26 protein-coding genes are annotated in these 24,804 nt (G+C 64.6%); 20 read left to right on the forward strand and 6 right to left on the reverse strand.

Annotation, left to right across the window (positions count from 1 at the left end):
• The first annotated feature begins 314 nt into the window (after positions 1-314).
• The 3 genes from FYJ28_RS11535 (at position 315) to FYJ28_RS11540 (ending at position 3,047) form a co-directional block, all read left to right on the forward strand.
• Positions 315-1,757 carry an OFA family MFS transporter gene (locus tag FYJ28_RS11535; RefSeq protein ID WP_154579390.1) on the forward strand — a complete coding sequence of 481 codons (1,443 nt, stop codon included), beginning with the start codon at positions 315-317 and terminating at the stop codon, positions 1,755-1,757.
• Complete coding sequence (locus FYJ28_RS17705) at positions 1,754-1,855, forward strand: MFS transporter small subunit (RefSeq protein WP_195840660.1); 102 nt, start codon at positions 1,754-1,756, stop codon at positions 1,853-1,855. The genes FYJ28_RS11535 and FYJ28_RS17705 overlap by 4 nt, the downstream gene beginning before the upstream one ends.
• 154 nt (positions 1,856-2,009) lie before the next feature.
• Positions 2,010-3,047 carry an NAD(P)-dependent alcohol dehydrogenase gene (locus tag FYJ28_RS11540; RefSeq protein WP_154579391.1) on the forward strand — a complete coding sequence of 346 codons (1,038 nt, stop codon included), beginning with the start codon at positions 2,010-2,012 and terminating at the stop codon, positions 3,045-3,047.
• A 52-nt stretch (positions 3,048-3,099) separates the two neighbouring features.
• On the opposite strand, the gene FYJ28_RS11545 is transcribed toward FYJ28_RS11540, so the two are convergent.
• Positions 3,100-3,612: an SDR family NAD(P)-dependent oxidoreductase gene (locus tag FYJ28_RS11545; protein WP_154579392.1), complete on the reverse strand. Its 513-nt coding sequence runs from the start codon at positions 3,610-3,612 to the stop codon at positions 3,100-3,102.
• Positions 3,613-3,877: 265 nt separating this feature from the next.
• On the opposite strand from FYJ28_RS11545, the gene FYJ28_RS11550 reads away from it, so the two are divergent.
• Positions 3,878-4,168 carry an FmdB family zinc ribbon protein gene (locus tag FYJ28_RS11550; RefSeq protein ID WP_154579393.1) on the forward strand — a complete coding sequence of 97 codons (291 nt, stop codon included), beginning with the start codon at positions 3,878-3,880 and terminating at the stop codon, positions 4,166-4,168.
• A 32-nt stretch (positions 4,169-4,200) separates the two neighbouring features.
• Complete coding sequence (fmdA, locus tag FYJ28_RS11555) at positions 4,201-5,457, forward strand: formamidase (protein ID WP_326831677.1); 1,257 nt, start codon at positions 4,201-4,203, stop codon at positions 5,455-5,457.
• Positions 5,458-5,462: 5 nt separating this feature from the next.
• Here fmdA and FYJ28_RS11560 read toward each other — a convergent pair whose 3' ends face one another.
• Positions 5,463-5,924 (reverse strand): hypothetical protein, encoded by a 462-nt coding sequence (locus tag FYJ28_RS11560; RefSeq protein ID WP_154579395.1) that lies wholly within the window; start codon positions 5,922-5,924, stop codon positions 5,463-5,465.
• On the reverse strand, positions 5,921-6,460 hold the full coding sequence (locus tag FYJ28_RS17710) for an OsmC family protein (RefSeq protein ID WP_442778586.1): 540 nt from the start codon (positions 6,458-6,460) through the stop codon (positions 5,921-5,923). The genes FYJ28_RS11560 and FYJ28_RS17710 overlap by 4 nt, the downstream gene beginning before the upstream one ends.
• Between FYJ28_RS17710 and FYJ28_RS11570 the strand changes: the two genes are divergently transcribed.
• Positions 6,444-7,139, forward strand: a complete 696-nt coding sequence (locus tag FYJ28_RS11570) for an ArsR/SmtB family transcription factor (protein WP_326831678.1) — start codon at positions 6,444-6,446, stop codon at positions 7,137-7,139. The two genes, FYJ28_RS17710 and FYJ28_RS11570, sit on opposite strands and share 17 nt — an antisense overlap.
• Positions 7,140-7,211: 72 nt before the next feature.
• On the opposite strand, the gene FYJ28_RS11575 is transcribed toward FYJ28_RS11570, so the two are convergent.
• Positions 7,212-9,191 carry an acyl-CoA dehydrogenase family protein gene (locus tag FYJ28_RS11575; protein WP_154579396.1) on the reverse strand — a complete coding sequence of 660 codons (1,980 nt, stop codon included), beginning with the start codon at positions 9,189-9,191 and terminating at the stop codon, positions 7,212-7,214.
• A 175-nt stretch (positions 9,192-9,366) separates the two neighbouring features.
• Between FYJ28_RS11575 and FYJ28_RS11580 the strand changes: the two genes are divergently transcribed.
• The 8 genes from FYJ28_RS11580 (at position 9,367) to FYJ28_RS11615 (ending at position 16,232) form a co-directional block, all read left to right on the forward strand.
• Positions 9,367-10,002 carry a TIGR03085 family metal-binding protein gene (locus tag FYJ28_RS11580; protein WP_055239020.1) on the forward strand — a complete coding sequence of 212 codons (636 nt, stop codon included), beginning with the start codon at positions 9,367-9,369 and terminating at the stop codon, positions 10,000-10,002.
• Positions 10,003-10,103: 101 nt separating this feature from the next.
• Complete coding sequence (locus tag FYJ28_RS11585; protein WP_055239021.1) at positions 10,104-10,547, forward strand: MarR family transcriptional regulator; 444 nt, start codon at positions 10,104-10,106, stop codon at positions 10,545-10,547.
• Between the two features lie 47 nt (positions 10,548-10,594).
• Positions 10,595-10,939, forward strand: a complete 345-nt coding sequence (locus tag FYJ28_RS11590; protein ID WP_055239022.1) for a bifunctional 3-phenylpropionate/cinnamic acid dioxygenase ferredoxin subunit — start codon at positions 10,595-10,597, stop codon at positions 10,937-10,939.
• Between the two features lie 2 nt (positions 10,940-10,941).
• The gene (locus tag FYJ28_RS11595; RefSeq protein ID WP_154579397.1) at positions 10,942-12,171 is read left to right on the forward strand and encodes an NAD(P)/FAD-dependent oxidoreductase; all 1,230 of its coding nucleotides are present in this window, start codon (positions 10,942-10,944) and stop codon (positions 12,169-12,171) included.
• Between the two features lie 103 nt (positions 12,172-12,274).
• Complete coding sequence (locus FYJ28_RS11600; RefSeq protein WP_055239024.1) at positions 12,275-13,321, forward strand: iron-siderophore ABC transporter substrate-binding protein; 1,047 nt, start codon at positions 12,275-12,277, stop codon at positions 13,319-13,321.
• Between the two features lie 89 nt (positions 13,322-13,410).
• Positions 13,411-14,673 carry a mechanosensitive ion channel family protein gene (locus FYJ28_RS11605; RefSeq protein ID WP_229780422.1) on the forward strand — a complete coding sequence of 421 codons (1,263 nt, stop codon included), beginning with the start codon at positions 13,411-13,413 and terminating at the stop codon, positions 14,671-14,673.
• Between the two features lie 100 nt (positions 14,674-14,773).
• Positions 14,774-15,085, forward strand: a complete 312-nt coding sequence (locus tag FYJ28_RS11610) for a PRC-barrel domain-containing protein (protein ID WP_154579398.1) — start codon at positions 14,774-14,776, stop codon at positions 15,083-15,085.
• Between the two features lie 79 nt (positions 15,086-15,164).
• On the forward strand, positions 15,165-16,232 hold the full coding sequence (locus FYJ28_RS11615; protein WP_055239026.1) for a YihY/virulence factor BrkB family protein: 1,068 nt from the start codon (positions 15,165-15,167) through the stop codon (positions 16,230-16,232).
• Here FYJ28_RS11615 and FYJ28_RS11620 read toward each other — a convergent pair.
• Both FYJ28_RS11620 and FYJ28_RS11625 read right to left on the reverse strand, forming a co-directional pair.
• Positions 16,214-17,173, reverse strand: coding sequence for a DUF368 domain-containing protein (locus FYJ28_RS11620; RefSeq protein WP_154579399.1), 960 nt, complete (start codon positions 17,171-17,173; stop codon positions 16,214-16,216). The genes FYJ28_RS11615 and FYJ28_RS11620 overlap by 19 nt on opposite strands.
• Positions 17,174-17,245: 72 nt before the next feature.
• On the reverse strand, positions 17,246-18,283 hold the full coding sequence (locus FYJ28_RS11625; protein ID WP_154579400.1) for an NAD-dependent epimerase/dehydratase family protein: 1,038 nt from the start codon (positions 18,281-18,283) through the stop codon (positions 17,246-17,248).
• Between the two features lie 136 nt (positions 18,284-18,419).
• Between FYJ28_RS11625 and FYJ28_RS11630 the strand changes: the two genes are divergently transcribed.
• From FYJ28_RS11630 to FYJ28_RS11655, 6 genes are all read left to right on the forward strand, one after another.
• Positions 18,420-19,463 (forward strand): glutathione S-transferase family protein, encoded by a 1,044-nt coding sequence (locus FYJ28_RS11630; RefSeq protein ID WP_154579401.1) that lies wholly within the window; start codon positions 18,420-18,422, stop codon positions 19,461-19,463.
• A gap of 187 nt (positions 19,464-19,650) precedes the next feature.
• A complete protein-coding gene (locus tag FYJ28_RS11635) occupies positions 19,651-20,709 on the forward strand; it encodes a FecCD family ABC transporter permease (RefSeq protein WP_326831679.1) in 1,059 nt (352 codons plus the stop codon).
• Between the two features lie 41 nt (positions 20,710-20,750).
• Positions 20,751-21,761: a FecCD family ABC transporter permease gene (locus FYJ28_RS11640; protein WP_055239705.1), complete on the forward strand. Its 1,011-nt coding sequence runs from the start codon at positions 20,751-20,753 to the stop codon at positions 21,759-21,761.
• A gap of 3 nt (positions 21,762-21,764) precedes the next feature.
• A complete protein-coding gene (locus tag FYJ28_RS11645) occupies positions 21,765-22,658 on the forward strand; it encodes an ABC transporter ATP-binding protein (protein ID WP_055239031.1) in 894 nt (297 codons plus the stop codon).
• On the forward strand, positions 22,655-23,722 hold the full coding sequence (locus FYJ28_RS11650; RefSeq protein WP_055239032.1) for a siderophore-interacting protein: 1,068 nt from the start codon (positions 22,655-22,657) through the stop codon (positions 23,720-23,722). Before FYJ28_RS11645 ends, FYJ28_RS11650 begins: the two co-directional genes overlap by 4 nt.
• Before the next feature lie 226 nt (positions 23,723-23,948).
• Positions 23,949-24,767, forward strand: a complete 819-nt coding sequence (locus FYJ28_RS11655) for a M23 family metallopeptidase (protein ID WP_229780423.1) — start codon at positions 23,949-23,951, stop codon at positions 24,765-24,767.
• Positions 24,768-24,804: the final 37 nt, after the last annotated feature.

A 24,804-nucleotide genomic window follows, 5' to 3' on the forward strand; every position in this document is an offset into this window, starting at 1 on the left:
GTACGCCTGTGGGCTCCGCCTTCGTGGTGCGCTGCGCAGCATTTCCGGGTGTCATACCGTGTAATGAATCGGGGTTACTGAGCAGTAGGAATGTGATGTCGGTTACATCTAACTTACTGAGCGGTAACAAAGCAAGGGTTTTTCAAAATTAGTTACCCGCCGGTAGGTTGCGGCTGGTCCAGACATGTGACCCAGCTGTTCACGGCGTGTCGGCACCCCGTGAGGCCCGGTAATCGACGAGGCTGGGCGCACGGGCCGGTGCCGCGCTGGCGGCACCGGCCGGCCAAAACCGCTGGGAGACACAGGAGTCTTAAATGAGCTGGCTGGACCGAGAACGCATCATTGCACCACCCGGATTCAACCGCTGGCTTATACCTCCAGCCGCTTTGGCAGTGCACCTCTGCATCGGCCAGGCCTACGCCACGAGCGTCTACAAAACGGCGCTGGTCCAGTACTTCGACGCAAGCCTCACCCAGATTGGCGTCATTTTCTCCGTCGCGATCGTGATGCTCGGTCTCTCGGCAGCAGTGATGGGAACCTGGGTGGACCGGAACGGGCCGCGCAAAGCCATGTTCGTGTCGGCGCTGTTCTGGTCCGGCGGGTTTATGGTCGGGGCCCTGGGCATCTTCACCGGGCAGCTCTGGCTGGTCTACATCGGCTATGGGTTCCTTGGCGGTATTGGCCTGGGCATCGGCTACATCTCTCCGGTCTCCACCCTGATCAAATGGTTCCCCGACCGTCCAGGCCTTGCCACCGGCATGGCAATCATGGGATTTGGCGGCGGTGCACTGATCGCAAGTCCGCTGTCCTCTGCTCTCCTGGCCTTTTACGACCCGGATTCCGGAACCGACGGCTGGGTTGCCAGCGGCGATGCCGTCGGAAAGCTCTTTGTGACCCTCGGCATCGTTTACCTGATCTATATGCTCTACGGGGCATGGACCATCCGTGTCCCCGCAGACGACTGGAAGCCCAAGGGTTTCGATCCCGCCACGGTGGCCAAAAAGCCGCTGGTGACCACAGCCAACGTCTCGGCGTCGAACGCCATCAAGACCCGCCAGTTCTGGCTTGTCTGGATTGTGCTCTTCTGCAACGTGGCGGCCGGCATCGGCATCCTGGAACAGGCAGCGCCCATGATCCAGGACTTCTTCCGCGAGCCCGACGGCGCCTCCCTGGTCACTGCCGCAGTCGCCGGGGGCTTCGTGGGGCTGCTTTCGATCGGCAACATGGGAGGCCGGTTCGTCTGGTCAGCGACCTCCGACGTGATCGGCCGCAAACGGATCTACATGATCTACCTCGGTGCCGGAGCTGCGTGCTACGTGCTGCTGGCCCTGTTCGGATCATCGTCGACCATCCTCTACGTGCTCCTGGCGTTCATCATCCTCTCCTTCTACGGAGGAGGATTCGCCACGGTTCCGGCGTATCTGCGAGACCTCTTCGGAACGTTCCAGGTCGGTGCCATCCACGGCCGCCTGCTCACGGCATGGTCCGCTGCGGGCATCGCCGGCCCGCTGATCGTCAATTCATTCCTGGACGCACAGGGCACCCCCGGGGAGCTGACTGCACAGGCATACCAGCCTGCACTGCTGACCATGGTTGGCCTGCTGATCGTCGGGTTCATTGCCAACCTGCTGATCAAGCCCGTGGCTGAGAAGCACCACGAACCGGCCAAGACACCGGCACCGGGGCGAACGGCTGAAGCAGCGGACGCAACAGCAGAGAAGGACCTCGATTCAGCCCTTGAGGAAGGTACCCGATGAGCAACGTGAAACTGACTTTCAGCTGGCTGCTGGTGGGAATCCCACTGGCCTACGGTGTCTTCCAGACCCTGACGAAGGCGGCGGCGCTCTTCGGCTGAGCGCGTTTCCCGGCATACCTGCTCCAGTCCACAGCCCCGCAGCCCGGTACTCGGCCTGCGGGGCTGTGTATTGAGCTGATCAATGCAAGGATTAAGAGGCAAATCCATCCACCCGTGCGGGCGGGATCTGCCGGTGCGGAGACAGGAGCATGCCATGAAGGCCCTTCAATACCGCAGCATTGGTGCAGCCCCGGAAGTCGTCGAAATCGATACCCCGGAGCCCGGACCGGGACAGGTGCGGCTCAAGGTTACTGCCGCGGGCGTCTGCCATTCGGATGAATACATCATGTCCCTGCCCGAAGGCGAGTACGTCTACGGACTGCCGCTGACGCTGGGCCACGAAGGCGCCGGCATTGTGGACAAAATCGGCGAAGGCGTGAAGTACATCGAAGAAGGCCAGTCGATGGCCGTCTACGGTCCGTGGGGCTGCGGGCTCTGCTACGAGTGCTCCTCCGGACGGGAAAACTACTGCCGGAACGCGGCCAAGTTCGGCATTGCCCCTCCCGGGTTGGGGGCACCCGGTTCCATGGCGGAATACATGATTGTTGACAGTGCCCGGCATCTGCTCCCTCTTGGGGATCTGGACCCGGTGAAGAACGTTTCCCTGACAGATGCCGGCCTGACGCCGTATCACGGCATCAAGGGCTCCCTGGAGAAGCTGCACTCCGGTGCCACCGCCGTCGTCATTGGGGTGGGAGGCCTGGGACACGTGGCCATCCAGATCCTGCGTGCGCTCACCAGCGCCACGGTCGTGGCCCTGGACATTGACGAGGCAAAGCTGAACCTGGCCAGTGACGTCGGTGCCCAGTACACCTTCCCGTCCGAGGCCGGCGCCGCGACCATGATCAGCGACCTCACCAACGGCCTGGGCGTCGACGCCGTCTTCGACTTCGTAGCCAACCAGGCCACCCTTGACCTGGGCCAGGCAATGGTTCGCCACCAGGGCGACCATGTGCTGCTTGGTGCCGGAGCAGGCACCCTGAAGATGGGGCTGGTGTCGGGTGCGGCGTGGGATGTGTCAGTGCGCTCGCCCTACTGGGGATCGCGCACCGAGCTGTTCGAGGTCTTCGACCTTGCCCGGGGCGGGCACATCAACGTGCACACCGAAGTCTTTTCACTCGATGACGCACCGGCTGCCTACGAGAAGCTGAAGAACAACCAGCTGCTGGGCCGGGCCGTCGTCGTCCCCTAGCCGGAGCCGAACGGGTTCGGCTACCCACCGGCCAGCAGCCCGCCGTCGAGCGTCAGCACCTGCCCGGTGACCCACGCGGCGTCGCGGTGCGTGCGCTGACGGAAGACATGTTGATCACTGATGCCCCGCCCCGGAGGAAACCCGCACCGGGATGCCTGCAGGCAGCCTGCACCCAGGCAAGGGCGGTGAGCACATTCGTCTCGAGGATCTTGCGTGCGGCATCCCGATCCAGGTCCAGCAGCGGACCATAAACGGGGTTGGTGCCTGCGCAGTTCACCAGGACGTCCAGCGCACCGAACGTCTCAGCTGCCGCGTCAAGCACCGAACGCTGGTGCAGAGGGTCCGCGGCGTTGCCGGACACGGCAACAACCGTGCCCTCCGGAAAACCCGCGGCGGCCTCCTGCAGCGCCGCCTGATCCCGGCCCGTGATCAGTACCCGCGCCCCCTCAGCTACGAAACGGTGCGCGGTTGCCAGTCCAATGCCGCGGCTGGCGGCAGTGATGACGGCGGTCCTTCCGGCAAGGCGGTGCGGACCGGCCGCTGCGGGTGCCGGGTAGGTGCTCATGGGCGTCCCTTCGATTTCCATCCTGGCCGGACGGCCCGAGTCTGCGCTGGAGGCGTGCGGGTGTCAAGGCAGTTCCCCGCAAGTTGGCCGTGCAGGGAAAAAACCATTGACCTTTATCGAGAACTTTCATTAGGGTATTGAACAATCGCGGCCCAACGGTTCTGGATGCCACCTTTGGTGCCGTTTGGTACACCTTTTCTGGTCTGTCGAATATCCCAGATTGTGGGTTTGCAGGTCAGGAAACCGAGTCCCGGAAAGGTGACTAATGCCGCTTTACGCCTACCGGTGCAAGGACTGCGCTGACTTCGAAATCCAGGCGCCCATGGGTCAGGTCCGGGAGGCAGTGCCCTGCCCCGGATGCGGGGCTCCGGCGCGGCGGCGGTTCACGGCGCCCAACCTGTCCCGGTCCTCCTCCAGCGCCTACAGGCTCATCGAAAGTACGGCGCGCACTGCGTCCGAACCTGCCGTCGTATCCTCGCCCGGTACGGGGCGCAGGTCCGCCGGCACGGGAATCACCCGGAATCCGCTCCACCAGAAACTTCCCCGCCCCGACTAAAAAGCGTGATCCAGTTTCCCCAAGGAGGAATGGTGCCAAAAAACCTGTTTCCACTCGATTCAGCCAGGAAATTCGAAGACCAGGAAAAGCTTGGCCACAATCGATGGCATCCCGAAATTCCTCCGGTAGCAACCGTAAAACCCGGAGAATCCTTTCGCGTTGACTGCCGTGAATGGTTCGACGGTGCCATTGTCAACGACGATTCCGCCGAAGACATCCTCTACGCCCCGCTCCTGACAGTGCACAAACTCAGTGGCCCCTTCGCCGTTGATGGGGCGAAGCCCGGAGACCTGCTGGTGGTGGACATCCTGGACGTGGGGCCGATTCCGCAGGAAGACTCCGGTCCGCTGGCGGGACAGGGGTGGGGGTACACCGGGATCTTCGCGAAGGAGAACGGCGGCGGCTTCCTCACGGACCAGTTCCCGGACGCCTACAAAGCAATCTGGGACATCAACGGCCAGACAGCGACGTCGCGCCACGTCCCGGGCGTTTCCTTCACCGGTCTCATTCATCCCGGCTTAATGGGCACCGCGCCGTCGGCGGCATTGCTGGCGAAATGGAACAAGCGTGAAGGTGACCTCATCGCCACCGATCCGCACCGGGTGCCGCCGCTGGCGCTTCCACCGGAAGCCGAACATGCAGTGCTCGGCGGACTCCCGCGCGAAGAGTGGGCGCGCGTGGGCGGAGAAGCGGCCCGCACTGCGCCACCCCGGGAGAACGGCGGCAACCAGGACATCAAGAACCTGTCAAAGGGCTCACGGATCTTCTACCCGGTCTTCGTGGACGGCGCGAACCTTTCCGTAGGTGACCTGCACTTTTCCCAGGGCGACGGCGAAATCACGTTCTGCGGTGCCATCGAGATGGGCGGTTTCATCGACCTTCGGGTGGACATCATCAAGGGCGGAATGGATACGTACGGCGTGCATGAGAACGCCATCTTCATGCCAGGAAACGTGGACCCGCAGTTCAGCGAGTGGATCGCCTTCTCCGGAACGTCAGTGACGCTCGACGGCGAACAGCGCTACCTTGACTCCCACCTCTCCTACCAGCGGGCATGCCTGCACGCCATCGACTACCTGACCAAGTTCGGGTACAGCCCGGAGCAGGCCTACCTGCTCCTCGGCGCCGCGCCAATTGAGGGCAGGCTCTCCGGGGTGGTGGATATTCCGAATTCCTGCTCAACGGTTTACATTCCAACGTCGATCTTCGACTTCGATGTACGGCCGTCGGCAACGGGGCCGTTCCAGATCGATCCAGGCATCGGAGCTCCCAGGGCTTCCAGCCGCTGAGCGGACTAATTCGGTGAGAGGCCCGCCCCAGGGCTGACCCTGGGCGGGCTGTCCGCTTCATTGGGCTGTTCCGACATCCATTCCCGGGCAAGTCGGTGCACAGTGCCGTAGTGGCCGGGCTCCGGTACCAGGACGAGCCGGTTGGCGTGGTCGCTGTATTGAATGAGGATGTTGACCATGCCATCTCCGAGCCGCTTCGCCAAGGCTCCGAGCTCTCCCGGTGTTCCCTGGTCCAGCTTCACGGTTACCACGGGGCTAACGGTCACCGGTCCGATGCCGGCCGACGTTAGTGCTTCGAGGGCCGCAGCGGCGTCGTTGACCAGAAAATGAGCTATTCCTTCGTCGTGGTGGGTGAAAACACCACCACCCTCAAGGCTCACACCCGCGTGTCCGAGCACCTGGCCGAATTCGGACAGCGCTCCGGGCCGGTTCGGCAGAATGACCGCAATGTCGCGGGGCCCTTTCATGGTTCGACCACCGTTGGCTCCAACCGCACCGGACAATTGAGTGTGTTGGCTATGTAACAGCCAAGGTGCGCGGATTCAAGGACGGCTTTGACTTGCGAGGCATCTGTTCCTGACGTGACGTGGATGGTCGGTGACAGGACTATTTCCGTGACCCGGACCGGTTCCGTGCTGGTGTCCAGGACAGCGGCTGACCTGTCTTGGTAGGAGTGGATGTCAAGCCCTGTCCGGCTGGCCAGCGCCAGGAAGGACAGAAGCAGGCATGAACTCGCAGCCACGGTCAGCAGTTGCTCCGGATTGAGCAATTCCGGATTGCCTCTGAAGGCAGGGTCGGCGCTGAGGCAGAGTTCTTGCAAAGCTGGACAGGCAGAGGCAGTGTGATCTCGCCGGTAGGAACGGTAGCCTCCGGCAGTCGTTCCGTTCCAAACAACCAGTGAACTGTAGGTGTGCTGTGTCAGGGATGCACCGTACTGCCGCAACCGTTCGGTAGGCGCCGAAGAATGCCGGACGTACAGTGGTCCCGTGGGCAGGGACTTCACAGCGCTGGGACATGCGCTTTCCGCCGCGGCGCGGTCAACGATACTGAATCTGCTGATGGACGGGAGCAGCAGGCCTGCTTCCGAGCTCGCGGCAGCAGCCCGGATCAGTGCTTCGACGGCGAGTGAGCATTTGGGCGTCCTGGTCGAGGCCGGGCTGGTTACGGCTACACCGAGGGGCCGCCAGCGGTTCTACCGCGTCAAGGACCCGGCGGTTGCCCAGGTGCTGGAACACCTGGGCACACTATGCCCTGAGACGCCCGTAGTTTCTTTTCGGCAGAGCAGCGAAGCACGCCGGCTCTCACACGCCCGGCTCTATTATGACCATCTGGCAGGGAGCCTGGGAGTCGCGCTGACTGACTCCATGGCGGCCATGCTCTGGCTGTCCAGCACGGACGGAGGCCTTCAGGCGACTGAAGTCGGTCTGGACGCTCTGGCATCGTTGGGGATCCTTCCCCCTGACGGCACAGCGGGCAGGCGCCCGCTGTGCCGTTCCTGTCCCGACTGGACTGAGCGGCGGCCACACCTTGCCGGCCGTCTGGGAGCGCTGCTCGCTGGTCATGCACTTCGCAAAGCCTGGGTCAGGCCTGCTGCGAGGGGCAGGGGCCTCACTATTACAGAAGACGGAGCTGCAGCGTTCAAACAGCACTGGGGCGTGGTTCTTCCGAACGGCTCCGCCTGAGTCCTCTCGGGGTCTGCAACGCAGGCAAGACACGTTCCTGCCAGACAAATCCCGGGCAGGCGACCGAGCCCGTCAGCGGTACTTGCGGTGCAGGTTCTCCTTCGGCTTGCCATCGGTGGCCGTTGAGGAAATCCACGGCCCCGTGCCCTCGGACTGGTCCAGGACGCCGTCCTCGAGCCAGGTGTACCGGCCGTCCAGGACCTTCTTCGACACCTTGTGGTCTACCGCATCGGAGTTGTTCCACAGCTCGGTGAACAGTGCATCCACCCGGACCTTCGACTGGGCGCAGAAGGCGTTGGCCAGTTCGTAGGCTGATGCGCCCTCCGCCGGATCCCTCCGCCGGATAGTCTCGGCCTTCATGCAGGATGCCGACATGGCAAAGAGCTCGGCGCCAATATCCACGATTCTGCCCAGGAAGGCCTGGTGCTGTTCCAGTCCGGCCTGCCAGCGGGCCATCCCGTAGAAGGTTGAGCGTGCCAATTTCCGGGAGGCACGCTCCGCGTAGCGCAGGTGCATGGCCAGCGGACCAAACTCGGCGTACGACGTCGGGACGTTGCCCTGGCCGAAAGCGAGAGTTGGGAGCCACTTGCCGTAGAAGCCGCTCGCCTTCGCGCCGGCCCTCACCTTGCTGGCCATCGGAGCGTCAGCCACGGCCAGGTCTCCAGCTGCCTTCAGATGCGCATCCACTGCCTCGCGGGCAATCAGCAGGTGCATGATCTCTGTGGACCCCTCAAAGACCCGGTTGATGCGCAGGTCCCGCAGCTGCTGTTCGGCAGCGACGGCACGTTCCCCGCGGGCAGCCAGGGAAGCCGCTGTCTCAAAGCCGCGGCCGCCCCGGACCTGGACAAGTTCATCGGCAATGTTGTAGGCCATTTCGCTGGCCCACAGCTTCGCCAGCGCCGCCTCGATGCGGATGTCCTTGGTGCCGGCGTCTGCCATTTCCGCAGACAGCTCGAAGACTGATTCAAGCGCGAAAGCCGTAGCGGCAATAAAGGCGAGCTTCTTGCCCACAGCTTCATGGCGGCCGATCGGACGTCCCCACTGCTCCCGTGCTCCGGACCAGCCGCGGGCAATCTTCAGGGACCACTTTGCGCCGGCTGCGCACATTGCGGGAATGGACAGCCGTCCCGTGTTCAGCGTGGTCAGGGCAATTTTCAGTCCCTGGCCCTCGCGGCCCACCCGGTTCGCAGCCGGAACCCGGACGCCCTGCAGGCGGGTGACACCGTTTTCAATGCCGCGCAGGCCCATGAAGTTGTTACGGTTCTCCACGCTGATCCCGGGTGAGTCCATTTCAACGATGAAGGCGCTGATCCCGCCTTTTCGTCCGTCGTGCGGCGGAACCGCTGCCATCACCACCACCAGCTCAGCAATCACGCCGTTGGTGGTCCACAGCTTTACCCCGTCCAGCACGTACTCGCTGCCGTCTTCAGAAGGGACAGCGGTGGTGCGCATACGCGCGGGGTCTGAACCGACGTCGGGCTCCGTAAGCAGGAAGGCAGTGATGGCGCCGGCGGCGCAGCGGGGGAGGTACTCACGGCGCTGTTCCTCTGTGCCGAAGACCTTCACCGGTTCCGGCACCCCGATCGAGAGGTCGGCGGAAACCAGGGCTCCCAGGCTGGGGTGCACCGTCCCGAGAATCATCAGTGCCCTGCCGTAGTAGAGCAGCGACAGGCCGAGCCCGCCGTACTCCTGCGGAATCTTGATGCCAAAGACTCCGAGTTCGGCCAGGCCGGCCAGATACTCGTCGGGGATCACCCCGGTCCGCTCGATCAGCTGCCCATCCATGGTCGAGCAGTATGCGGTCAAATCCGCCAGGAACTTTTCGGAGCGGGCCACCTCTTCGGGTGCCGGCGCCGGATGAGGGCGGATCAGTGAGAGATCGAAGTCCCCAAGATAGATTCCCTTGGCGAAACTGGGCCGCTGTTCATCGGTTATTCGGGACGCCTCGGCGACCTCTCGGGCATCTTTTTCACTGACTTTCCGTTCCCGGAGCCGCCGGACCGAATCGTCTTCGCCGGTGTTTTGGGCATCCTGCAGATTAGTGGAACTCATGTGTTTTCCCCTAGGTCAGGGCCGCTCCCCATGCAGCCTCCGCTGGCTGTGCCAGCCATGCTACGCGTTCCTACTGGCGGGTAAAGGGGTAGCTGAAGAACAGGTACCGGACAGTAGCTAATCCCGTCCGGCATCCCTGGCAGAGCCCGGGCTGCGAGCATGTAAGGTACCGGGCATGGCATGGATGGAAACTGAACGTCAGGCGATGGTCCGGACTCTGCACGGCACTGATCCGTCGGCACCCACGCTTTGTGCAGGCTGGACTGTGGCACGGCTGCTCGCACACCTGATTGTGCGTGAGGAACAGCCGTGGAAGATGGCTGGAGACGCAATCCGCCGGGACCGGCCGGGCCAGGAAACAAGCCTGAACCCCCTGGTGGCCGAGGCCGCGACGGAACAGGGATACCGCCGCCTGGTGGACCGGTTTGCCGCAGGCGGGCGCGGATTCTCCGTCATGCGCTTCAGCGGTGACGCCGCCAACCTGCTTGAGTTCGTTGTCCATCATGAGGACGTCCGGCGCGGAGCCGGAGAGCCTGCACCCCGGCAGCTTCCTCCGGGAGAGCTCGCTGAGATACGGCGGCGCCTGCCCCTTATGGCCCGTGTGGGTTACCGTCGCAGCCCGGTCGGTGTCCTGCTGGAGCTGCCCAGCGGCGAACAGGCACGCGTTCGGAGGGGTGACCGTCCGGTGACCATTCGGGGAGACGTGACGGAGCTGGCGCTCCACGCCATGGGCCGGCGCTCAGCCGCCCGCATTGATCTGTCCGGAGAGCCCGATTCACTGGAGCAATTCGAATCCTTCGCCGGGCGCTAAGCCGGACCCTGCTTGACAGGCACCCCCCAACTGCGGTTTGGATAGTAAGTACACTGAGGAATTGGAACACCAGCCACAGCTATCTCAGGGGGAACCAAGGTATGCAGAACGAGGGGGATTGGGAAGCCATCCGGCTGCTCTCCACGGCAGCGAGGATGCTGCGCCGGGAAATGGACAACCGGCTGCGGGCGATGGGCCTGACGCAGGAGCGGGTCACGGCTTTGAAGGTACTGCGGGACTTTGGTCCGATGCGGCGCGCGGAGCTTGCCCGCCGGCTGAGGGTCACAGCACAGACGCTGGGGACCACGCTGGTAAGCATGCGGGCGCAGGGCCTGGTCAACGAAGTGGGTGAAGGAGCTGAAGCGCCCAAACGCGCAGTGCATATTTCCGAGTACGGCCGCGAAGCCCTGGACCAGGCGATCCGCCTGGAAGACCAGAGCCTTACGGCTGAACTGCGGCCGGCACTGCGCAGGGAGCTGATTTCCCTCATTTCCGAACTTGAGGGAAACCGCCAGTACGGGACAGCCGGGACGGCGGGTGCCTAGGAGTCTGGTTTCCGGGACAGTCTGCTGCGGGCGGTAACGTGGGGAGCATGAGTGAAGGCATCCGCGTAGCTGCGGCAGATGAAATTGACGAAGGCGAAGCAGTCACCGTGGATTCCACCACCGCGGGGACAGCTGATGACATCGCGGTATTCCACAGCGACGACGGCAACTTCTACGCCCTGAATGACACATGCACCCATGAAGAGGCCTCGCTGGCTGAAGGGTGGATCGAAGACGGGGAAGTGGAGTGCCCCGTTCACTCGGCGCGCTTCTGCCTGAAGACCGGAGCGGCGCTTTGCCTGCCCGCCACGGTGAACGCGGTGGCACACCGCGTTGAGGTGGTCGACGGCGACGTCATCCTCTATCCGGGCGATGCCCCCGCAGGATCCTAGGTATGCCCAGCGCCTCCCTGCCCCGCTCCGTTGCTGTTATCGGTGCCGGACCCGCAGGATTCAGCGCCGCGGCTGAACTTCGAAGGCGTGGATACCAAGGCGCAATCCAGCTTCTGGATCCAGCCGGCATGCCCTATGACCGGCCGCCGCTGAGCAAGGACTATTTGACCGGAGAGCTGGCTTTTCCGGCGCTCGCCGAACCTGGCTGGTACGGGTCCAACGCAGTGGAGGTCATAGCCGGCACTGCCGTCAAGCTGGACCCGGACAACGGGTCCGTGACGCTGGCAGGCGGCGGCGAACTGCGGGCCGATGTGCTGCTGCTGGCCACCGGCGGGGTCGCCAGGACTCTCCCGTTTACCGGTTCCGACCTGCTCCACACTCTTCGCAGCCGCTCAGACGCGGACCTGCTGCGTTCGCGGCTCGGCCCGGATAAACAGCTGGTCATCATCGGTGCCGGACTCATTGGCGCCGAAGTGGCCTCGAGTGCTGCCTCGCTGGGCACCGCCGTCGTGCTCATTGATCCTGTCCCGGTGCCGCTGGTTCCCGCAGTGGGCCCGGAACTCGCTGCTTACCTGCACTCCCTGCACGAAACCGCGGGCGTCCGAACCCTAACCGGACTGCCCATCGACGTGGTGCGCGCAAACGGTGCACTGTCTGTCCTAATGGAAGACGGGTCTGCCCTGCCGGCGGACACAGTGCTTGCAGCGGTAGGAATGGTCCCGGACACAACGCTGGCTGCTGCGGCCGGCCTCGGTGTCGATGATGGTGTGCTGGTTGACGCCGCCGGGCGCACCAGCCATCCCCGGGTGTTTGCAGCGGGTGATGCCGTCCGGCGGAGCAGCAACGGAGGGCTTCAGCGGCGCACCGAACACTGGGATGCGGCGGTCCGCTCCGGACAGGCTGCCGCGGCCGGCATTCTCGGTGAAGAGCCGCCGGAGGACGCCGTGCCGTGGTTTTGGACGGACCGCTACGGGATGCACGCGGAAGCTGTTGGCAATATGTCGGCATCCGGAACAACCGTGGAACGCGGCAGCCCGGGTCCGGGATACATGGTCTTCCGCCAGAAGCCGGACGGTACCCTGGCCGGAGCTGCCGGCATCAACGCCGGTAATTCACTGCGTGCAGCCCGCCGGCTGATCACGCTGGGCAAGCCCGTGGAGGCTGCCGATCTTTCAAACCCGGATGCCGATCTGCGCCGTCTGCTCCGCGCACGACCCTCGAAAACTGATTAGCGCACATCAGTTTTGCGTAATTCGGGCTTCCATAGGTTAGCCTTACCTTGCCGGTAAAAACCTCCGGCCCCAGTCCACATTGCACTATCAAGGAGCCCAAAACATGGCCCTGTCCCGCATGCGCAGCCTCGCGGCCGTCGCCGCCGTCGCCGTGCTGTCCCTCTCCGCCTGCTCCACGGGATCGTCCTCGGATGCGGGCACCTCCAGTGCAGCCGGCTCCAGCGACCAATTCCCCGTCACCATCGAGCATGCCTTCGGCGAAACCACCATCGAGTCCGCCCCCGAGCGCGTTGCCACCGTTTCCTGGGTGAACACGGACACGGCCCTCGCGCTCGGCGTTGTTCCCGTTGGTATGCCGCTTTATGAGTGGGGCGGCAACGAAAACGGTACGACGCCGTGGATCGACGACGCCCTTGAAGAACTGGGTGCACCCATCGGCTCGGAAAACGCCCCCGTGCAGTACGCCGAAACCGACGGCATCAACTTCGATGAAATCGCGGCGACAACTCCGGACGTCATCCTGGCGGCCTACTCCGGTATTACCGAAGAGGAATACGACAAGCTGAGCGCCATCGCGCCGGTTGTCGCCTACCCGGAAACGCCGTACTACACCTCCTGGCAGGACTCCGCCACGATGATTGGCGAGGCCCTGGGCAAGAGCGACGAAGCAGCCCAGCTGGTTGAGGATACCGAAAAGGCCATCGCCGACAAGGCTGCAGAGTATCCCGAACTTGCCGGGACCAGCTTCATCTACGGCAACCTGGACACCACTGCCGGAGCTGACCAGATCTCCATCTACACCTCCGGCGACAACCGGCCGAAGTTCCTGAAGGAACTGGGAATGGTCCAGGCGCCGATCGTTGATGAGAACGCACCCGATGACGCGTTCTACCTGACCTGGTCGCCGGAACGTGCGAACGAACTCGAAGCCGACCTGTTCGTGAGCTGGGTTGCGGACGACGCCGCCAAGGACGCAATCACTGCGGATCCGCTGCTGAGCCAGATCCCGGCCGTCAAGAACGGCGGGCTTGTAGCCGACTCGGACAACACCCTGACACTGTCGATTTCAGCAGCCAACGTGCTGAGCATTCCTTACGCCCTGGACAACTTCGTCCCCATGCTGGGCGAGGCCGCGGCGCAGGTCAAGTAAGCCTGCTGACCCCTGAGAAGTGCCCCTCCCGGCCTGCCGGAGGGGCACTTCTCCGTTAACCGGCCACGATGCCGACGAACATCACAGAATTGGACACACCCCCGGGGAGGTTTGCCATTATCGGCACCATGCAGGAGTTCCTTGACGCAACAGACCCGCTTCGTCCGCTGATCGCGGTGGCCATCGCCGTGGCCGCCGCGCTCATCGCAGCCAGGATCGTGCGGGGCTCTGCCACCCGGCTCTTCCGAAAGGTCCCGCACGTCCGCGATGTGACCGCCCTCGGACGGAACCCTTTACGGCTGGTGCTGGCCCTTATTGGGACCCGCATCGCCCTCGGCGCTACGGTGCGCGGGGAGCCCTGGCACGAGACGGTGGACTACATCCTGGTCATTGGCCTGATTGCCGCGATCGGATGGCTCGCCGTCGTGGCCCTGCTGATCGTTGAAGCGGTCATCCTGACCAAGTACAGCACCGACACCAAAGACAACCGCCGGCTGCGCCGTCTCAAAACCCAGGTAATCCTGGGCCGCCGGGTTGCCGTTGCCCTGGTCATCACCGTCGCGGTGGCGTGCGTCCTGCTGACCATTGATGAAGTCCGGGCGCTCGGCGCCGGCCTGCTTGCCTCCGCCGGCCTGCTTTCAATTGTTGCCGGCCTTGCCGTGCAGAGCACGCTGGGCAACGTCTTCGCCGGCCTCCAGCTCGCGTTCACCGATGCGATCCGCGTTGACGACGTTGTGGTGGTGGAGGGGCAGTGGGGCACCATCGAGGAAATCACCATGACCTACGTGGTGGTGCACATCTGGGATGACCGGCGGTTGATCCTGCCCTCCACCTACTTCACGTCCACGCCGTTCGAGAACTGGACCCGCAAACAGTCCGCCATCCTGGGCACCGTTGAACTGGACCTGGACTGGGAAACCCCGGTTGGAGAGCTGCGCACGGAACTGAAGCGAATCCTGGCTGACACCGATCTCTGGGACGGGCGCACAGGTGTCCTGCAGGTGACTGATGCAATCCAGGGGCTGATCCGTGTGCGCATCCTGGTCTCCGCGCCGGACTCGGGAACCCTCTTCGACCTGCGCTGCCTGGTCCGTGAGTCCATGGTCTCCTTCCTGCAGGAGAACCACCCCAAGGCGCTGCCGCGCCAGCGGTTCGAGCGCCTGGGCGAGTCCTATGCGGCAGTCCGCCCCCGGAGCCGTGAAACGGTGCGGCGCCCGGCAGGCGGCGATCCAGAGGACACCAGCACCTCGCAGCTGTTCACCGGCAGCATCGACGCGGTGCAGCGCAACCGTGCTTTTGCCGGTCCCGGGAACGACGCATGGGAGGACCGGGATGAGAACGTGGACCGCTAGCTGTTGACAACCCGGGGGTCAGGCAGGCTGGAATGATACCCACGGCGCAGGCGCCCGGTCCCGGACGGTGCGGACAGAGAACTGAAAAGGAGCCAATCGAATGGTTGACCAGTACGTGATCCATGAACTGCAGGGTTCGAATGTTTGGGCAAAAGACGGCGAACGGCTCGGCCTGGTAGGAAATGTCCACCTCGACCGGGCCACCGGACAGCCCGCATGGGTCACGGTGGCCCTTGGCCTTTTCGAGGACCGCCAGTACTTTGTGCCCCTGACGGGTTCGAGGCGGGATGACGACGACCTCTACGTGAACTATTCCCGGAAGGCCATTGAGGACTCCCCGGACATGGACCACGGCGGCGCTTTGACTCCGGACGAAGAAGCGCAGCTGGAGGACTACTACAAGGCCTGGTGAGAACGGCGGGGCTGCTTGGACATAAGCCTGCTTAGCAATACGATGGGTAACCCGGACTCGACCAGTGCCAGGAGGGCCCATGGCTCAGCAGGACAAATCTGACCAGGCGGGCGAAGCATCGCTCGGAACGGCGTCCAAACCGGACAGCCCGGGCGAAGTCACCAAGCCCAGCTGGATGTACATCTTCCGCAAGACAGCGCGGGAGTTCTCCAAGGACCAGTGCACCGACCTGGCCGCTGCACTGACGTATTACACCGTGCTTTCACTGTTCCCGGGGCTGCTGGCGATGGTCTCCATCCTGGGCCTGGTGGGCCAGGCTGAAAGCACCACGAACGCGATGATCGAATACCTGGAGGGCTTCGCTCCGGCTGCTGCGGTGGAGGTGCTGAAAGGCCCAATCGAGCAGCTCACGTCTTCCCGCGGTGCAGGCCTTGCCCTGTTTGTTGGTCTTGCCGGTGCCCTGTGGTCCGCTTCCGGTTACGTGGGAGCCTTCGGCCGGGCCATGAACCGGATCTACGAAGTCGAAGAGGGCCGGCCCATCTGGAAGCTGCGCCCGCTGCAGCTGCTGGTCACCCTGATCATGATCCTGCTGGCGGCCAGCCTGCTGATCATGCTGGTGGTCAGCGGCCCGATCGCCGAATCGATTGGCAACTTTATTGGGCTGGGCAGCCAGGCCCTGCTGGTCTGGAACATCGCCAAGTGGCCGGTCATGGTGATTTTCGCAGTCATTCTGATTGCACTGCTTTACTACGCCACCCCCAACGTGAAGCAGCCCAAGTTCCGCTGGATGAGCATGGGGGCGTTCCTCGCTCTGGTTGTCCTGGCCATTGCGACACTGGGCTTCGCGTTCTACGTCGGCAACTTCGGCAGCTACAACGCCACCTACGGAGCCATCGGCGGCGTGATCGTGCTGCTGCTGTGGATCTGGCTGGCCAACATTTCACTGCTCTTCGGTGCCGAGTTTGATGCTGAGGTGGAACGCGGCCGGGAACTGCAGGCTGGGATCCAGGCCGAGCACTCGATCCAGCTGCCCCCGAGGGATACCCGGCAGAGCGACAAACGGGCGGAACAGGAAGAGAAGGACGTCCAGCAGGGCCGCGAGCTGCGCCAGCAGCACGCGGGCAAGGATTACGACGACGACTTGTAAGCGGCAGCCGCAGCGCGTGTTTGGCCGAACCAGAGGATCAGGACCACTCCGGCACCGGCCAGGCATGCGGCCAGCGGGCCCATCCAGGCATCGCCGGGAGCGAGCAGGGCACTGTTTTCCTGCCAGGGCCACAGTGCGCGAAGGGAACCCAGGATAAGTCCGGTGGCTACCAGCAGCACAGCACGCCGCCGGACACGGAGCAGGTATCCCAGCAACCGGACAAACGAGGCCAGTCCCAGGACCGCGCCGGTGGCGAAGAGGGCCAGGTAGCCAAGGTCCCGGTTGCTGACTGCCGCGAGAGTTGGTTCATACATGCCGAAGGTCAGCAGGAGAAACGACCCGGAGAGACCTGGCAGGGCAAGTGCGCACACGGCTATGGCGCCGCTGAGGATCAGGATCCACCACGACGGTTCTTCAATCTGCAGCGCCGGAATTCCAAGCAGCATAAATGCCGCTGCGGCAGTCAGCAGCACCAGGAACGGCCCGGTAAACCTGCCCGCCGGCGTCGTCGGTCCTGCTGCCCGAGCCATGCTGATGGGGACGACCAGACTCGCGGACACCATACCGAAGAACAGCGCACTGGCAATGACCTCGTAGTTCTCGACAAAGGCATGCAGCGGCCTGGACAGAACCACCAGTGCGAGGAACATGCCGAGGACCAGCGGAAGTATCAGGTTCCACTCGACCGGGGCCAGTTTGCGGGCGGCGCCGGCCCGGTCCCGTCGGAAAAGCAGGTGCACGGCGCCGCTGATGAAGTGGTTCGCTGACGCGATCAGCCGGTCAAAGACACCGAGGACAAGCGCTACGGTACCGCCGGACACGCCGGGGACCAGCTCCACCAGGCCGATGAGGCCTCCACGGCATGCGTGGAGAAGGCCTGAAAAAATCGTCGGCTTTGGCGCGGGCGCCGGGGGCACAGGGGGCAGGGAAGATGAGGCCATTGAGGCCACGCTACTAGATGCGCCCGGACAGCATGCAGCGGTGCCAGCCGCCCGGACGGGCCGCCCGTGCTGCTACCGGCCGGGTCCCAGCAGGGGAGAGGCGGGGACGCCTGCCTGTTCGCTGAGCCCGTCCAGGACGTCCTGGAAAGCCCGCAGCGAAGACCGTTTCGGTTCCCAGCCGAGCACTTCGCGAGCCCTGGTGGTATCCATCAGCGGCGCCCCCGCAGCCATGTCGATCCACCCCGGGTCGGTAGCCTGAAGCCCCGCTGCCCAAGTCAGGCCCACGACTGCGCGCACTGCCTTGACCGGAATGTTCAGGATCCGGCGTGCTCCGAGCAGGCCCGCGAGCAGTTCAGGTGTCACAACCGGATCCGCCGCTATGTTGAAGGCACCCTCAGCCCGCTGGTCCACCACACGCCAGTACGCGTCGGCAATGTCGTCCGCATGGACCACCTGGAAGGAGAATTCTGCCGGCAGCGGGATCAGCGGCAGGCTGAGCTTGTTCAGGATGGAGCGGGGAACGAGCGGACCGAGGAAATAGCGCCCAATTTCGCTGCCGGCGTCGGACTGGAAGATCAGTCCGGGGCGCAGGCGCGCCACGCGGATTTCGGGGTAGCGGCGCTCAAAATCGTCGAGGAGCTCTTCCTGCTCGCCCTTGTGCCGGCTGTAGTGGGAAGTGGCGATGCCTCGGGCCGGCCAGTTTTCGTCCGTCAGCCTGTCCTTCGGGGCGGGGGAGTAGGCACCCACCGAGGAGGCGCACACAACCTGCCGGACGCCGGCCTCAGCAGCCGCAGCCAGCATGTTCTGCGTGCCGCGGACGTTGATCCGGTGAAGTTCGGCTTCGTCACGGTTCGGCTGGATGGCCCACACCAGGTGGATCACGGCATCCACTCCGCGCAGCACCTCAGTGAGATCCTCGGTCCCGGACCGGGCTGCCACATCGATGCTGTGCCACTGCACCCCTTCATAGGGGCCGGTCGCCTGCGCCGGGACCCGGCGTGCGACGCCGACTATCTCCAGTCCGCCGGGGCGCTCAGCCCGTGCGGCCTGCAGTCGCCGCAGGACGGCGGTCCCGACGTTTCCGGTGGCTCCGAGGACGGCTACGCGCATCAAGAAAGTCCCTTCGTTCTGAGAACCCGCGGTTCGGCAGTGCTGTTGGTCCCCGACTCTACAGCGCAACCTGCTCCGCGGGCAGGGCGATAGGGTGGAGGGCAGAGCAGGTACGCGGCTGAGGGATGGAGCGAGCATGGCGGAGACAGCATCCGGCGGGGACTACAGCACCAAGGGGTCCTATGTGTCCGGCGGGCAGGAATACACCCGCGACACGAACTACATCGAAACCCGCATCACCCGCGACGGGCGGGACGGCTACCCGGTGGAAGCTGGACGCTACCGCCTGATCGCTGCGCGGGCCTGCCCCTGGGCCAACCGCACCATCATTGTGCGCCGCCTGCTGGGACTCGAAGACGCCATTTCCCTGGGCACGCCCGGCCCCACGCATGACTCCCGCAGCTGGACTTTCGACCTCGATCCGGACGGAAAGGATCCAGTGCTCGGGATCGAACGCCTGCAGGAAGCATTCTTCCGGCGGACTCCCGGATACAGCCGTGGAATCACGGTCCCCGCGGTAGTGGACATTCCCACCGGTGCCGTGGTGACCAATAATTTCCCGCAGATCACCGAGGACTTCTGCACCGAGTGGGTGGACTTCCACCGCGAGGGCGCACCGGATCTCTGGCCGGCCGAACACCTGGATGAAATGCGCGAAGTGAACAAGCGCGTCTTCACCGAGATTAACAACGGTGTTTACCGCTGCGGTTTCGCCGGTTCCCAGGAAGCCTACGACGCTGCTTATGACCGGCTCTGGACGGCCATGGACTGGCTGGAAGACCGGCTTTCGAAGCAGCGCTACCTCATCGGTGACACCATCACCGAGTCCGACGTCCGGCTGTTCACCACCCTGGTCCGGTTCGATGCCGTCTACCACGGCCACTTCAAGTGCAACCGGAACAAGCTCACCGAAATGCCTAACCTTTGGGGCTACGCCCGGGACCTGTTCCAGACCCCAGGCTTTGGCGACACCGTGGACTTCGTGCAGATCAAGCAGCACTACTACATCGTCCATGAAGACATTAACCCCACGGGAATTGTCCCGAAGGGACCGGACAACTCAGTCTGGCTGACCGATCACGGCAGGGAAGCGCTCGGCGGACGTCCGTTCGGAAACGGAACCGCTCCCGGCCCGGTCCGCCCAGGCGAGGAAGTTACCCCGGGGCACGGCGCCGAATAGCCGCCTTTTTGCACCCCTGCCGCACGTACTCCCACGCGAGAGGTCAGTTACGGCTCCTCTGAGCCTTCATAAGGGCCACAACTGGCCTCCCGGCGGGAGTAATACGGCACAGAACTGTTTCTTAATCTGACCGGCTGTAGGTTAGCCTTACTTAAGTCATATACCGCTGGCTTCAGGAGGTGCCGCCGTGTCCTCAACAGCCATGGTCAGCACCCCTGTTTCCGGCCCGCAGCTGCCTGCAGGGAACCGCCGGCGGATTCAGCCCACGCTCCTGCTCGGTCTATCCCTGGCCGTACTCCTGGCCGCAGCCTTTGCATCCGTTGCGCTGGGCGCACGCCCCCTGTCCCTTGAAACCGTGTGGCAGGCCCTCACCAGCGCTGATCCTGCCAACGGCGACCACGCGGTAGTGCTGAGCCGGCTTCCCCGCACGGTCGCAGCCCTCCTCATCGGAGCAGCGCTCGGCCTGACCGGAACTGCACTGCAGGGTATGACCCGCAACCCGCTGGCCGATCCGGGCATCATGGGGCTCAACGCCGGCGCCGCGTTCGCGGTCGTGACGGCCATCTACGTCTTTGGCGTCACCTCCTTCACCGGCTACGTGTGGTTCGCGCTGGCCGGTACGGCACTGGCAGCCCTCCTGGTTTATGCCGTTGCTTCCCTGGGGCGGGAAGGGGCTACGCCTGTGAAGCTGGCACTGGCCGGAGCGGCGCTTACTGCCGGGCTTACCAGCCTGCTCTCTGCCGTGCTTGTCTCCAGCCAGCAGACACTGAACACATTCCGCTTCTGGCAGGTCGGCACCGTCTCCGGCCGCGGCTGGGACGTGCTGGTCCCGCTGATCCCTTTCCTCGCCGTCGGCGCGGTAATTCTGCTGGCGTCCGGGCGGGCGCTGAACAACCTGAGCCTGGGTGACGACGCCGCCCGCGGCCTTGGGCAGAACGTGGCGCTTTCACGCGGCATCATGGCGGTCGGGGTAGTGCTGCTCTGCGGCGCTGCCACTGCCGCAGCCGGTCCCATCGCCTTCCTGGGCCTCGTCATCCCGCACCTCGTGCGCGGACTGGCCGGCCCCGACTACCGGTGGATCCTGGTTATTTCAGCCGTGCTGGCGCCGGTCCTGCTGCTGGTTTCCGACGTCGTTGGCCGGCTTATCCTGCCACCGGGCGAGGTGCCTGTGGGCATCATGACCGCCGTTATTGGCGCACCCGTCTTCATTGCGATCATCCGCCGGCGGAAGCTGGCCGAGCTGTGAGCGCCGCACCCCTGCTGCGCGGGAACAGCTCCGCTGCAGCCATGGTCCATGACGTCCGCCGCCGCACCGGCCGCCGCCGCCGGCGAGTGCTGGCCGCCCTGGCCGCCGCCGTCGTCGTCCTGTTCTTCGCCGGCGTGCTGCTGGGCAGCTATACCGTGACGATCCCGGACTTTGTGCGGATCCTGGCCGGCGAGAAGATCCCGGGAGCATCCTTCATCGTGATGGAGAGCAAGCTGCCGCGCGCCGTGACCGCAGTCCTTATCGGAGCCGCCTTCGGCGTTTCCGGCCATCTCTTCCAGACAATGCTCCGCAACCCCCTGGCCAGTCCGGACATCATCGGGATCAGCTACGGCGCCAGCGCTGCAGCGGTTACCGCCATGGTGGTCTTCGGCGCTGCGGGTGCTTCCGTCTCCCTGGCCGCCCTGATCGGGGCCAGTCTGATTGCGGTTTGTCTTCATCTGCTCAGCCGACGCGGCGGAGCGGCGGGAGCCCGGCTGGTGCTCATCGGAATCGGCTTTGCCGCGGTGCTCCAGGCCCTGGTCAACTTCCTGCTGACCCGCACAGACGTCCGCACTGCGGCTGAATCGCTGGTGTGGCTGACCGGCTCCCTGAACTCTGCGTCCTGGGAACGCGCCGGCATTGTGGCCGTTGCCCTCGCGGTGCTCCTTCCCGCCGCGGTCCTGCTGGGACGGCGCCTGCGGGTCCTTGAACTCGGTGACGATTTCGCTGCCGGGCTCGGCCTGCCGGTCGAAGGTACCCGTGCGGGACTGCTGTTCACCGGCGTGGCCCTCGCAGCCGTTGCGACCGCGGCAGCCGGGCCCGTGGCTTTCGTGGCGTTCCTCGCGGGACCAATCTCCCGGCGGCTGATCGGAGGCCGTGCGTCCCTGGCAGCAGCGGGACTGACCGGTGCCGTGATCCTGCTGGCCGCCGATTTCACGGCAAGCAACCTGCTCCCGGGCGCACTGCCCGTTGGCGTGGTTACCGGCGCTCTGGGAGCGCCCTTCCTGCTGTGGCTGCTCGTCAGCTCCAACCGTGTTGGCCAAGGAGGCTAAAGCATGCAGAATAAGCTTCAAGCGCGGGACCTGGTGCTCTCCTACGCAGACCGGACGGTAGTCGACGGGCTCAGCCTGGAACTGCCGGCCGGCAAGATTACCGTGATCGTCGGGGCAAACGCCTGCGGCAAGTCCACGCTGCTGCGCGGCCTCGCCAGGCTGCTGAAGCCTGCCTCCGGAGCGGTGGAGCTAAACGGGCGGGACATCAACGCCATGCCGAGCCGCGAAGTCGCACGCATCCTGGGCCTGCTGCCGCAGACCCCGAACGCTCCTGACGGCATTACGGTGGCGGACCTGGTGGGGCGCGGACGCTACCCGCACCAGGGCTGGTTCCGTCAGTGGAACGCAGAAGACGAAGCCGCCGTAGCCGCTGCACTTGAAGCCACCGGCACACTTGAACTGGCCGGACGGGATATTGATGAGCTCTCCGGCGGGCAGCGCCAGCGGGTCTGGATTGCCATGGCACTGGCTCAGCAGACAGACATCCTGTTGCTGGATGAGCCCACTACTTTCCTTGACGTCACGCACCAGGTTGAGGTCCTCGACCTCATCACGGACCTCAACAAGCGGGCAGGCACCACCGTGGTGATTGTGCTGCATGACCTTAACCTCGCTGCCCGCTACGGGGACCATCTCATTGCCATGAAGGCAGGCCGGATCGCAGCGCAGGGCACCCCTGAGGAGATTGTCACCGAAGAGCTGGTCCAGGACGTGTTCGGCCTGGAAGCCGCTGTCATCCCCGATCCCGTTTCGGGCACGCCCATGGTGGTGCCGGTGGGCCGGCATCACACCCGCCCGCCGGCTGCACCCGCAAAGCAGCCCCCAGCCGTGGGCTACCTGCCCAACCCGCACGATTCCCGCCTTGAGACCCGCAATCCTATGGAGGCAGCTTCATGACCGGCACCCGCACCACCACCAAGGCTGCAGCTGCGGCTCCCCGGCGCCAGGGCGCCAACGCCGCGGTTCTGGCCTTCGACGTCGAAGTCCGTGCAGTGCAGCGGTTGAGCGCGAACTTCCAGCGCATTACCTTTGGCGGCGAGTGCCTGCGCGACTTCGGGGTGCAGGGAAGCACAGATGACCTGCGCATCAAGGTGGTTATTCCGCCGCAGGCAGCCGACGGCACCCGGACGCCCTTGCCCGTGATCGACTGCGAGGATGCCGGCTGGTACCGGAACTGGCTCGCCATGGACGTGCAGGAACGCGGCTCAATGCGCACCTACACGGTGCGTGCCGCCCGTTGTTCACTCCCGCAGCCGGAAATTGACGTCGACTTCGTGCTCCACTTCGACGCCGACGGCGTGGGTGGTCCAGCCTCCACCTGGGCTGCCGAAGCCAAGCCCGGAGACCGTGTCACGGTTATCGGCCCCAACGTGGTGCACTGCGTCACCGCGGAATCCTACGGCGGCATTGAATGGCGGCCCGGACTCGCCCAGCACGTCCTGCTCGCGGGGGACGAGACAGCCGTGCCCGCCATCGCCTCCATTCTGGAGAATCTGCCGGCGGACTTCACCGGACACGCTCTGCTGGAGATCCCGGATGCCTCGGACATCCAGCCCCTTTCCACCCCGTCCAAGGTTGCCGTCACCTGGCTGCCGCGGAACGGCCGCCCTCATGGTGAAGCGCTTGAAAGTGCAGTACGAAGCGCCGTGGCCGTGCCCGGTTACGCCAGTGTGGGGAGGATCGAAGCTGCGCCGGTTCCCGCCCGCCGGCAGGAGCTGGAGGACGTGGACATCGATTCAGTCATCCTGTGGGAGACCCCGGCACGGCTGGCGCCGGAAGTCGTGGAGAACTCTCCCAGCCCCAACACCCCGGCCGGAGCCCTGCCGTTCTACGCCTGGATTGCCGGCGAAGCAGCCGTGGTCCGGGGCCTTCGCCGCTACCTCGTCCGTGAGGCGGGAATTGACCGGAAGCAGGTCGCGTTTATGGGTTACTGGCGCCACGGCCGGGCCGAGACCGCGTAGCTGCTGCTCCCACACTGAGTCTTCCTCCCCTTAGGCTGTGAACCAGCCCGGACACGGGCGCTGTAGACCGTGCCACCGCGGTCTGTTGGATCCCACACAAAACCTCCACTGTCAATATCTGCTTGCCTAAACTGGAACAAGTCACTCGAATCTGCGTAATTCAACGCGTCCTCCTCAGGCACAAGCAGTACCGACAGAACTGATGTCTAGCCACAGTGGAGTGTGCATGACAACACATGTAAACGAGACTGCCAGGAACCTCACTGGCGCGCTCCGCCGGTACGTTTCCCAGACAGCGTCCCGGTACCGCCCAGGGGGAAGGCACGCCGGGCTGCCCGGCAACGGCCAGGGGCCGGTTCTCTCCCGGGAGGCCCTTTCCCGGCAGGTCCGGGAAATCCTGCAGCGCGCCAAGGGCTGCAGCACGCCTGCCCGCAAGACTGCGGCTCTCGGAACGGGTGCCTCCCTGCTGCTGACGGGGATGGTATTCGGGGTGGCTGAAGCCGCTACCGTGGCCGCACCGGAGACGGTTGCGGACCGCCAGCTGGTCACCCGGCCCTTCGAGGAGCCCGAACCCGCGCAGGAAGCACCTGCACAGGAAGCACCTGCGGAGGAAGGCACGGGCTCAACAGCACCCGTCACGGAAGAAGCCCCGGCAAAACCATCGGTACCGGTGGACGGCCTGGTGATCACCTCGCCGTTTGGCTGGCGGCTCAACCCGATCACCGGCTACGGCCAGGAATGGCACACCGGCACCGATTTCCGCGGCGCACTGGGCACCGACGTCCGGAGCGCGCGGACGGGCACGGTAACCGAAGCCGGCTGGCACACCACCGGCGGAGGCGGCCTGCGGATCGTCGTCGACCACGGGGACGGCGTCCTCACCACCTACAATCACCTGAATGACATTTGGGTCGAACCCGGCCAGCAGGTTGAAGAAGGCCAGGTTATTGGTGCCGTAGGCAGCACCGGTAACTCAACCGGCCCCCACCTGCATTTCGAAGTGCTCATCAACGGCGAGTACATCGATCCGATGTCCTGGCTCTAGGCAACTGAATCAGCCCCGGACAAGACCGGGGCTGATT

The sequence above is a fragment of the Arthrobacter sp. BL-252-APC-1A genome, from assembly GCF_009696625.1.
In the GTDB taxonomy this organism is placed as follows: domain Bacteria; phylum Actinomycetota; class Actinomycetes; order Actinomycetales; family Micrococcaceae; genus Arthrobacter_B.

What these genes read in the sequence shown, in the direction of transcription:
- FYJ28_RS11585 (WP_055239021.1), top strand. Translation starts at nt 10,104, where the DNA reads ATGCAGAACGAGGGGGATTGGGAAGCCATCCGGCTGCTCTCCACGGCA.
- FYJ28_RS11610 (WP_154579398.1), top strand. Translation starts at nt 14,774, where the DNA reads ATGGTTGACCAGTACGTGATCCATGAACTGCAGGGTTCGAATGTTTGG.
- FYJ28_RS11580 (WP_055239020.1), top strand. Translation starts at nt 9,367, where the DNA reads ATGGCATGGATGGAAACTGAACGTCAGGCGATGGTCCGGACTCTGCAC.
- FYJ28_RS11575 (WP_154579396.1), bottom strand. Translation starts at nt 9,191, where the DNA reads ATGAGTTCCACTAATCTGCAGGATGCCCAAAACACCGGCGAAGACGAT.
- FYJ28_RS11540 (WP_154579391.1), top strand. Translation starts at nt 2,010, where the DNA reads ATGAAGGCCCTTCAATACCGCAGCATTGGTGCAGCCCCGGAAGTCGTC.
- FYJ28_RS11625 (WP_154579400.1), bottom strand. Translation starts at nt 18,283, where the DNA reads ATGCGCGTAGCCGTCCTCGGAGCCACCGGAAACGTCGGGACCGCCGTC.
- FYJ28_RS11560 (WP_154579395.1), bottom strand. Translation starts at nt 5,924, where the DNA reads ATGAAAGGGCCCCGCGACATTGCGGTCATTCTGCCGAACCGGCCCGGA.
- FYJ28_RS11655 (WP_229780423.1), top strand. Translation starts at nt 23,949, where the DNA reads ATGACAACACATGTAAACGAGACTGCCAGGAACCTCACTGGCGCGCTC.
- FYJ28_RS11650 (WP_055239032.1), top strand. Translation starts at nt 22,655, where the DNA reads ATGACCGGCACCCGCACCACCACCAAGGCTGCAGCTGCGGCTCCCCGG.
- FYJ28_RS11640 (WP_055239705.1), top strand. Translation starts at nt 20,751, where the DNA reads ATGGTCCATGACGTCCGCCGCCGCACCGGCCGCCGCCGCCGGCGAGTG.
- FYJ28_RS11595 (WP_154579397.1), top strand. Translation starts at nt 10,942, where the DNA reads ATGCCCAGCGCCTCCCTGCCCCGCTCCGTTGCTGTTATCGGTGCCGGA.
- FYJ28_RS11535 (WP_154579390.1), top strand. Translation starts at nt 315, where the DNA reads ATGAGCTGGCTGGACCGAGAACGCATCATTGCACCACCCGGATTCAAC.
- FYJ28_RS11615 (WP_055239026.1), top strand. Translation starts at nt 15,165, where the DNA reads ATGGCTCAGCAGGACAAATCTGACCAGGCGGGCGAAGCATCGCTCGGA.
- FYJ28_RS11590 (WP_055239022.1), top strand. Translation starts at nt 10,595, where the DNA reads ATGAGTGAAGGCATCCGCGTAGCTGCGGCAGATGAAATTGACGAAGGC.
- FYJ28_RS11600 (WP_055239024.1), top strand. Translation starts at nt 12,275, where the DNA reads ATGGCCCTGTCCCGCATGCGCAGCCTCGCGGCCGTCGCCGCCGTCGCC.
- FYJ28_RS11620 (WP_154579399.1), bottom strand. Translation starts at nt 17,173, where the DNA reads ATGGCCTCATCTTCCCTGCCCCCTGTGCCCCCGGCGCCCGCGCCAAAG.
- FYJ28_RS11630 (WP_154579401.1), top strand. Translation starts at nt 18,420, where the DNA reads ATGGCGGAGACAGCATCCGGCGGGGACTACAGCACCAAGGGGTCCTAT.
- FYJ28_RS11550 (WP_154579393.1), top strand. Translation starts at nt 3,878, where the DNA reads ATGCCGCTTTACGCCTACCGGTGCAAGGACTGCGCTGACTTCGAAATC.
- FYJ28_RS17705 (WP_195840660.1), top strand. Translation starts at nt 1,754, where the DNA reads ATGAGCAACGTGAAACTGACTTTCAGCTGGCTGCTGGTGGGAATCCCA.
- FYJ28_RS11645 (WP_055239031.1), top strand. Translation starts at nt 21,765, where the DNA reads ATGCAGAATAAGCTTCAAGCGCGGGACCTGGTGCTCTCCTACGCAGAC.
- FYJ28_RS11545 (WP_154579392.1), bottom strand. Translation starts at nt 3,612, where the DNA reads ATGAGCACCTACCCGGCACCCGCAGCGGCCGGTCCGCACCGCCTTGCC.